The organism is Nocardia carnea NBRC 14403 (assembly GCF_000308515.1).
GTDB classification, from domain to species: Bacteria; Actinomycetota; Actinomycetes; order Mycobacteriales; family Mycobacteriaceae; genus Nocardia; species Nocardia carnea.
Genome location: NZ_BAFV01000021.1, coordinates 40,493 through 47,141 on the forward strand (window position 1 = coordinate 40,493; position 6,649 = coordinate 47,141).

The following is a 6,649-nucleotide window of genomic DNA, read 5'->3' on the forward strand; positions in this document are numbered from 1 at the left end:
CGGTTTCCGGCGTGCCCCACGGGGTAGCCGGTCGGCAGGCAGCGCGGGCCTCGCTAGCATCGGGGGTGTGATCACCGTCGAAACGACCTATACCGGACATGTCGAATCGGGTGGCGCCGCGCAGCGCCGGGAGGTTCCGGGCGCCCGGATCACCAAGATGTCGGTCGGCCCGATGGACAACAACACCTACCTGGTGCAGTGTGCGGCCACCGGCGCGACGCTACTCATCGACGCCGCCAACGACGCGGACCGGATCGTCGAACTGGTCGAACAGACCGCCCCGGACGGGGTCGGCCTGATCGTCACCACCCATCAGCATCCCGACCACTGGCAGGCCCTCGCGGCCGTCGCCGAGTCAACCGGTGCGCCGACCGCCGCGCATACGCTCGACGCCGAACCGTTGCCGGTCACTCCGCAGCGCCTGCTTGCCGAGGGGGACAGTGTCACCGTCGGCGACCTCACGCTCGAGATCATCCACCTGGTCGGGCACACCCCCGGCTCGGTCACGCTGGCCCTGACCGACGGATCCGGCCGCACCCACCTGTTCACCGGGGACTGCCTCTTTCCGGGTGGAATCGGAAAGACTTGGCGCCCTGAGGATTTCACCACCCTTCTCGATGATGTCACCAGCAAACTGTTCGGCCGCTACGGTGACGACACGGTCGTCTACCCCGGCCACGGGGACGACACCACCCTGGGCGCCGAACGGCCGCAGCTGGCCGAATGGAAGAGCCGCGGCTGGTGATCGGATGCCGACGGCCCGGCCGGATGGCGGCCGGGCCGTAGCAAAGGTGCTCGTCAGGCGAGGGCGACGAGCTGCTGCCGCAGCCAGGTCAGAGCCGTGGCGCCACCCGCGACCCGGTAGCTCGGGTAGCTCTGGTGGATACCGGATTTCACGAAATCGTCGATCTGCTGTTTACGTTCCTCGTAGGCGGCGCCGTTGAGCTGGTCGTGCAGCAGGCCGACCCCGCCCGCGGCCAGCGCATCGTTGAGCAGTTCGATACCCAGCGAGTGATAGTTGCCGAACTGGGCCGGATCGGCATTCGAGACCTGAGCGAAGAACCCGGCGATCCGGGCAGCGAAATCACCGTCGGGGGTGGAGCAGTACAGATCGCCCACCGCGCAGAAGGTATAGGTGCGGTTGCTCAGCCAGCCGAAACCGGTCAGCCGGGGGCCGCCCGCGCCGGCGCCGGGCACTGCCGGACCGATCAAGTTGTCGGTGGGGGAGCGGCGCGGATCGGCGATCAGCCCGACCAGGGCGACCCGGTCGGCGGGGACAACGCCCAGGCCCGTGCCGATTTCGGAGGCCAGATCCCCGGCGGCGTCGGCTCCCTGGCTGTAGCCGAGCAGGGCGAACCGGGTGTTGGCGCAGCGCCGCGAGACATCCGAGATCAATCCGCGCGCACCGGCGACGGCTTCGTTCTTGGAACGGCCGTAGACCTCGCCCTCCCACGGGAACGCGGTCGCCGCATAGGCGACGTGGTCGGCGTGCGCGCCGTTGGGCAGGCCGTCCGTGACAGCGGCGAGCATCCCTTTGCCGGGATCGTCGACCGAGGTCTCCCAGGTTCCGGGAATTGCCACCACATACAGTCCGGGGCAATGTGCCGGCGCCGCATGGGCAGTCGTCGTGGCCACCGCGGGGGCAAGGACAGTGGCGAGGGTTACCGCCAGACCGGCTGCGGCATTCTTCCATCCAGGCATCGTGTACTCCATATGCTCACCGAGACGGCCACGGGCCGTTCACCTGTTCCCAGGATTCCCAAATCAGTCCAAAGGCATGCCGCATCATCGCGGCTTGACGCATAAGTAAGGGCGGATCCGTTGTCACCGGGGAACGGCTGGTGACGCAGCAGATCTCGCCGACGAACAGCCAACCACAAATTGTCCGTATCGGCAGCACAATCTACAGGTGTTCGACCCCGATCCACGGGATATTCACCGTGCGGGACAGTTTGTCGGCGAAATTGTCCGTTACATCCGGTTTTCGGGCGGGTGGTGCGCGCCGGAACTCAGCTCACCGGCCGGCCGAGGATCTCGGTGACCTCCGGCTCGGAGCGTCCGTCGCCCGAAGTGCGCCGGTAGCGGTCCCACCAGCTTTCGATCAGGCTCAGACCGGCATCGAATTCGGGGTCGGGTACCGGGCCTCGGGACCGGGGCCCGAACAGTGGCATCCAGGGCTTTCCGGAGGTCTTCACCTCCACCCGCCAGAACAGGCCGCGCTTGATCTTGCGGATCGATTCGATGGTGTGCCACGGGTATTCGGTGGTGATGATCGCCTGTGTCGTGACACCGTGCGGCGTCATCCTGGTCCGGCCGTGGCGCCCGGCATAGCGGATCCCCGCGCCGCCGCAGAGCGTCGCCAGCCCCAGCAGTCCCAGCAAAACGGTTTGCACTGTCGGCCACAGCGGGAACGAGGCCGGTGGTATCAGCGACAGCGCCAGGCTCGTGGAGGTGAGCAGTAGCAGAAGACCGCCCATGATCAGGAAGAACCAGGAGTAGAGGGCAAAGAACGCGGTCCGGAAGAAGAACACGTGTTCGTATCCGTCACCGGGCGCGGTCATATGGGCGGCCGGGCGGGATGCGGCCGGAAGGGGGCTAGCCTCCGGGCTGTCGTACCATGCGCGTAGTCGGTGGAGCGCGGCGCAGAACGTGCCGTCCGCGAGCTTGTCGACCAGCGCGTTGTCGTAGAAACGCTCGCTACGCACTGCGAAGGTCAGCAGCCGCGCGACGTCCGCGACCGCGGCGGTTTCGAGTCCGGTACCGCCCGGATAGGCGTTGCCGCCTTCCCATTCGCGCCAGTCGAACACCACGATGACATCTGCCGCGTACAGCGCCGTGCACACTCGTACCAGGGCCGGGCTGTGTTGCGGATAAGGAAATCCGAGGGACCCGTCGGGCCGGCGATCGGGAACGACGAGCCTGGCATGCACGGTATCCGTATCCGCCAGCAGGTCGTCGATCGCCGTGACCAGTTCGCGCCGCGCCGCCGGTGCCGCGGCCCGCAACGCCGCGACGATCTCGAAATCGCTCGGACCCCCCACCATGATGCAGAGCTTACCCGGGACCCGGTCTGCCGGAACCGGCATCGGCGGCTCCGGCAGCGGAGGTCACTTCCGGGCGACAGGTTCCTGGAGTTCGGTCACCCACTTGCTGGTGTCCACATCCCAGACCAAGGTGACCTCGCGGCTGGGTCCCGCTGTGCGGTAGCCGTTGTCCTCGATCCATTGCACCAGGTCCTGGTGTGGTTCGAGGACGCCGTTCATATCGCCGCGGTAGATCTGCGTTGCGGCCAGCGGCATCTCCGGGAGATCGACGACGGTGAAATCGCCCGATTCGCCGAGGTCGATGCGCACCGGCATACCCGCGTGCGCCAGCACCGAGCCGTCGGGCCGGTGGTCGTAGTAGCAAACGGCGGGCCCGGTGAACTCGATATCCTCCCGCTCCAGCGCGGTACACAGTTCCGTGAGCAGCCGTTCCACGGCCGGCCCGATCTTCTCCGGCGTGAAATCGGCGACCACGGTGCTGCGTTCGGCGATCCGGACGGCCGGAACGGTTTTCACCACGATCTCGTCGGTAGGCATCGTGCCCTCCCTTTCGATTACCCGGAGTCTCGCCTCGACCCGGACGAGCCGCTCCTGGTCCGCGGCTATGCGCTGTTCGAGATCCGCGCGGCGCAGGGTCAGCATGCCGCGCATCTCGGCGCCGGTCACCGCGTCGTCCAGCATCCGGCCCACCTGGTCCAGCGTGAACCCGAGCTCTTTGAGCGCGATGATCCGGTTCAGCCGCGCCAGTTGACCGACCTCGTAGAAGCGGTATCCGCTGACCGGATCGACCCGGTCGGGCACCAGCAGCCCGATCAGGTCGTAGTGGCGCAGCATCCGTACCGACACCCGTCCGTGCCTGGCGAAATCTCCGATACTCAACATGACGCCACCTGTTCTACGGTCTGACATTGTGTCAGGGTCAAACGGTCGTTCGGCGGCTCGAGATGCCGGTCGTGACGCAGGTGCACCGCGGTCACGCTCACCCATCCAGGGAATCCGATAACGATTCGGGCGACAACGCCGACCCGATGTGCCCGGTAGCGCAGGGAATTCGGCGCCGTTCACGATTGCCGCAATGGCGGAACTCGGTATTGCCACCCTTCTGAACAGCGCGAACGGTATCCGGGCCCGGTGGCTCGACGGTTGCCGGTTCCGGGTCCGCGCTGCCCGGCACCCGGAACCTGCCTGGCAGACTTGTCGATGTGACTTGGGCTCCCGCGCGTACACGACCGGACTCGCGTACCGATTCCCGCGCACCGCGCGGGATCGGTGCCGCGATTCTGCGCTGGGCAGGCCGTCTGATCAGCGGCGCAGTGGTGCTGGGGTTGGTGCTGCTACTCGGGACCGCGGTGCGGGTGTGGCAGGTCGCGCGGATCGAGGACTACACCCCCGCGGACGCCATCGTGGTGCTCGGCGCCGCCCAGTACTCGGGTACCCCGTCGTCGGTGTTCGAGGCCCGGCTGTATCAGGCCGAGCAACTGTACGAGCAGGGTGTTTCGGACCTGGTGATCACGGTCGGCGGGAAACAGGAAGGCGACCTCTACACCGAGGCGGCGTCCGGGAAGATGTATCTCACGGATGCCGGTATCCCCGCGGACGCGGTGCTGGCCGTGGAGACCGGATCCGACACCCTGCGCAGTGTCGAGGCCGTCGCGGGGGCGATGAAGGAGCGCGGGCTCGAATCCGCGGTTCTGGTGAGTGACCCCTGGCATTCCCTGCGAACCCGCACCATGGCCCGCGATGCCGGCCTCGACGCGTGGACCGCGCCGACCCGCACCGGTCCCGCCGTGTACACCCGCGAATCGCAGGCGCACGGGATCGCCCGGGAGACGGCGGCCCTGCTCTGGTATCAGCTCACTCATTTCTCGGCCGACGATTTCAGCTATACCGCCGGTCGATAACGCTTCACCTGCCGGTGTCGCCGGACACTCCGGAACGTCACCCCCGGGTGGCAGACTTGGTGCGATGACCTATACCGAGCACGACCGGGAACGCCTGGTCACCGAGGCTCCCAAAACGGCCGGCCTGGTCGACGCGGGCGCCGGTGAGGCCGGCAACGGGCACCGTAGCGAATTCGCGCGCGACCGTGCCCGGGTACTGCATTCGGCCGCGCTGCGCCGACTGGCGGATAAAACGCAGGTCATGGGTCCCCGCGAGGGTGACACTCCGCGTACCCGGCTCACCCATTCGCTGGAGGTCGCCCAGATCGGCCGCGGTATCGCCGACGGTCTCGGTTGCGATCCCGACCTGGCCGAACTCGCGGGCCTGGCGCACGATATCGGCCACCCGCCCTACGGGCACAACGGGGAGAAGGCCCTGGACATCTTCGCCGCCGAGCACGGCGGGTTCGAGGGCAACGCCCAGAACCTGCGCATCCTGACCAGGCTCGAACCGAAAGTTCTCGATTCCTACGGTCACAGCGCCGGGCTCAACCTCACCCGCGCTGCCCTCGACGCCTGCATCAAATACCCGTGGCAGCGCACCGAACCGGGCGGCAAATTCGGCGCCTACGAGGTGGATACCGACAGGCTGGCGTGGGTGCGCAAGGACGCCCCGGAACGCCGGCCCGCGCTGGAATGCCAGGTGATGGACTGGTCCGACGATGTCGCCTACTCCGTGCACGATGTGGAGGACGGGATCATCGCGGGCCGGATCGATCTGCGCGCGCTGGCCGACCCGGTGGAGCGGCTGGCGCTGGCCGAACTGGGGCATGTGCAGCACCGCGCACTGTCGGTCGACGATCTGGTGGCCGCGGCGCAGCGGCTGTCGGAACTGCCGGTGGTCGCCGATGTGTTCCATTACAACGGCACACTGCGCAGTTCGGTCGCGTTGAAGCGGCTCACCAGCGAACTCGTGGGCCGGTTCGCGAACGCGGCGGTGGTCACCACCAAGGAGGCGGCGTCCGGCCCGCCGGCCCGCTACTCCGCCGATCTGCTGGTGCCGCCCGTCGCCGCGGCCGAAGTCGCGATGCTGAAGACTGTCGCCTTACGCTATGTCATGTCCGATCCCGACCACAAACTCCGGCAGGCCGCCCAGCGGGACCGGCTGATCGCCGTGGCAGAACATCTGCTGGCCACCGGACCGGCCGCGCTCGACCCCCTCCTGCAACCGTGGTGGGACGCCGCCGCCGACGACACCGCCCGGGTGCGGGTGATCGCCGACCAGATCGCCTCCTACACCGAGAGCCGGCTCGAACGCGTCGCCGCGCAGCTGTGAACCACCGGTGAGTTCGCGCACTGGGTGCTCGGGGTCCCGGACTGTGCCTGCAGGCACCAGGCGCGCAGCGGGGCGAAGCCCCTCCTCAGACCGCGCACGGCCGGAGCGGAGGCGGAGGTATCGCCTAGACTCGTCCAAGTGACCGGACGAATATCAGCTCGCGATATCACCGCCATTCGGGAGCGCGTCCGGATCGAAGATGTGGTCGGCGAATATGTGGCCCTCAAACGCGGCGGCGCCGATTCGATGAAGGGCCTGTGCCCGTTCCACGACGAGAAATCGCCGTCCTTCCACGTCCGCCCCAACCACGGCCTGTTCCACTGTTTCGGGTGCAACGAAGGCGGTGATGTGTACGCCTTCATCCAGAAGATCGAGCACATCGGTTTCGT

General features: G+C 67.5%; 7 protein-coding genes. 4 read left to right on the forward strand and 3 right to left on the reverse strand.

Annotation, left to right across the window (positions count from 1 at the left end):
- Nucleotides 1-67: 67 nt before the first annotated feature.
- Nucleotides 68-745: an MBL fold metallo-hydrolase gene (locus ON22_RS07500; RefSeq protein ID WP_051157274.1), complete on the forward strand. Its 678-nt coding sequence runs from the start codon at nucleotides 68-70 to the stop codon at nucleotides 743-745.
- Between the two features lie 53 nt (nucleotides 746-798).
- Here the strand turns inward: ON22_RS07500 and ON22_RS07505 are convergent, their stop codons facing one another.
- From ON22_RS07505 to ON22_RS07515, 3 genes are all read right to left on the reverse strand, one after another.
- Entirely contained in the window at nucleotides 799-1,701 is a 903-nt protein-coding gene (locus ON22_RS07505) for a cutinase family protein (protein ID WP_081595400.1), read from the reverse strand.
- A 308-nt stretch (nucleotides 1,702-2,009) separates the two neighbouring features.
- A complete protein-coding gene (locus ON22_RS07510; RefSeq protein ID WP_156052314.1) occupies nucleotides 2,010-3,044 on the reverse strand; it encodes a DUF6508 domain-containing protein in 1,035 nt (344 codons plus the stop codon).
- 63 nt (nucleotides 3,045-3,107) lie between these two features.
- Nucleotides 3,108-3,926: a MerR family transcriptional regulator gene (locus tag ON22_RS07515; RefSeq protein ID WP_033244768.1), complete on the reverse strand. Its 819-nt coding sequence runs from the start codon at nucleotides 3,924-3,926 to the stop codon at nucleotides 3,108-3,110.
- Nucleotides 3,927-4,246: 320 nt separating this feature from the next.
- Between ON22_RS07515 and ON22_RS07520 the strand changes: the two genes are divergently transcribed.
- From ON22_RS07520 to ON22_RS07530, 3 genes are all read left to right on the forward strand, one after another.
- Entirely contained in the window at nucleotides 4,247-4,945 is a 699-nt protein-coding gene (locus tag ON22_RS07520) for a YdcF family protein (protein WP_033244769.1), read from the forward strand.
- 64 nt (nucleotides 4,946-5,009) lie between these two features.
- Nucleotides 5,010-6,260 (forward strand): deoxyguanosinetriphosphate triphosphohydrolase, encoded by a 1,251-nt coding sequence (locus tag ON22_RS07525; RefSeq protein WP_033244770.1) that lies wholly within the window; start codon nucleotides 5,010-5,012, stop codon nucleotides 6,258-6,260.
- 138 nt (nucleotides 6,261-6,398) lie between these two features.
- Nucleotides 6,399-6,649 (forward strand): CHC2 zinc finger domain-containing protein (locus tag ON22_RS07530; RefSeq protein WP_255218514.1); only part of this gene is annotated, 251 nt, incomplete at its 3' end.

Coding starts and splice junctions, on each gene's coding strand:
- ON22_RS07505 (WP_081595400.1), bottom strand. CDS start 1,701: ATGCCTGGATGGAAGAATGCCGCAGCCGGTCTGGCGGTAACCCTCGCC.
- ON22_RS07510 (WP_156052314.1), bottom strand. CDS start 3,044: ATGGTGGGGGGTCCGAGCGATTTCGAGATCGTCGCGGCGTTGCGGGCC.
- ON22_RS07515 (WP_033244768.1), bottom strand. CDS start 3,926: ATGTTGAGTATCGGAGATTTCGCCAGGCACGGACGGGTGTCGGTACGG.
- ON22_RS07525 (WP_033244770.1), top strand. CDS start 5,010: ATGACCTATACCGAGCACGACCGGGAACGCCTGGTCACCGAGGCTCCC.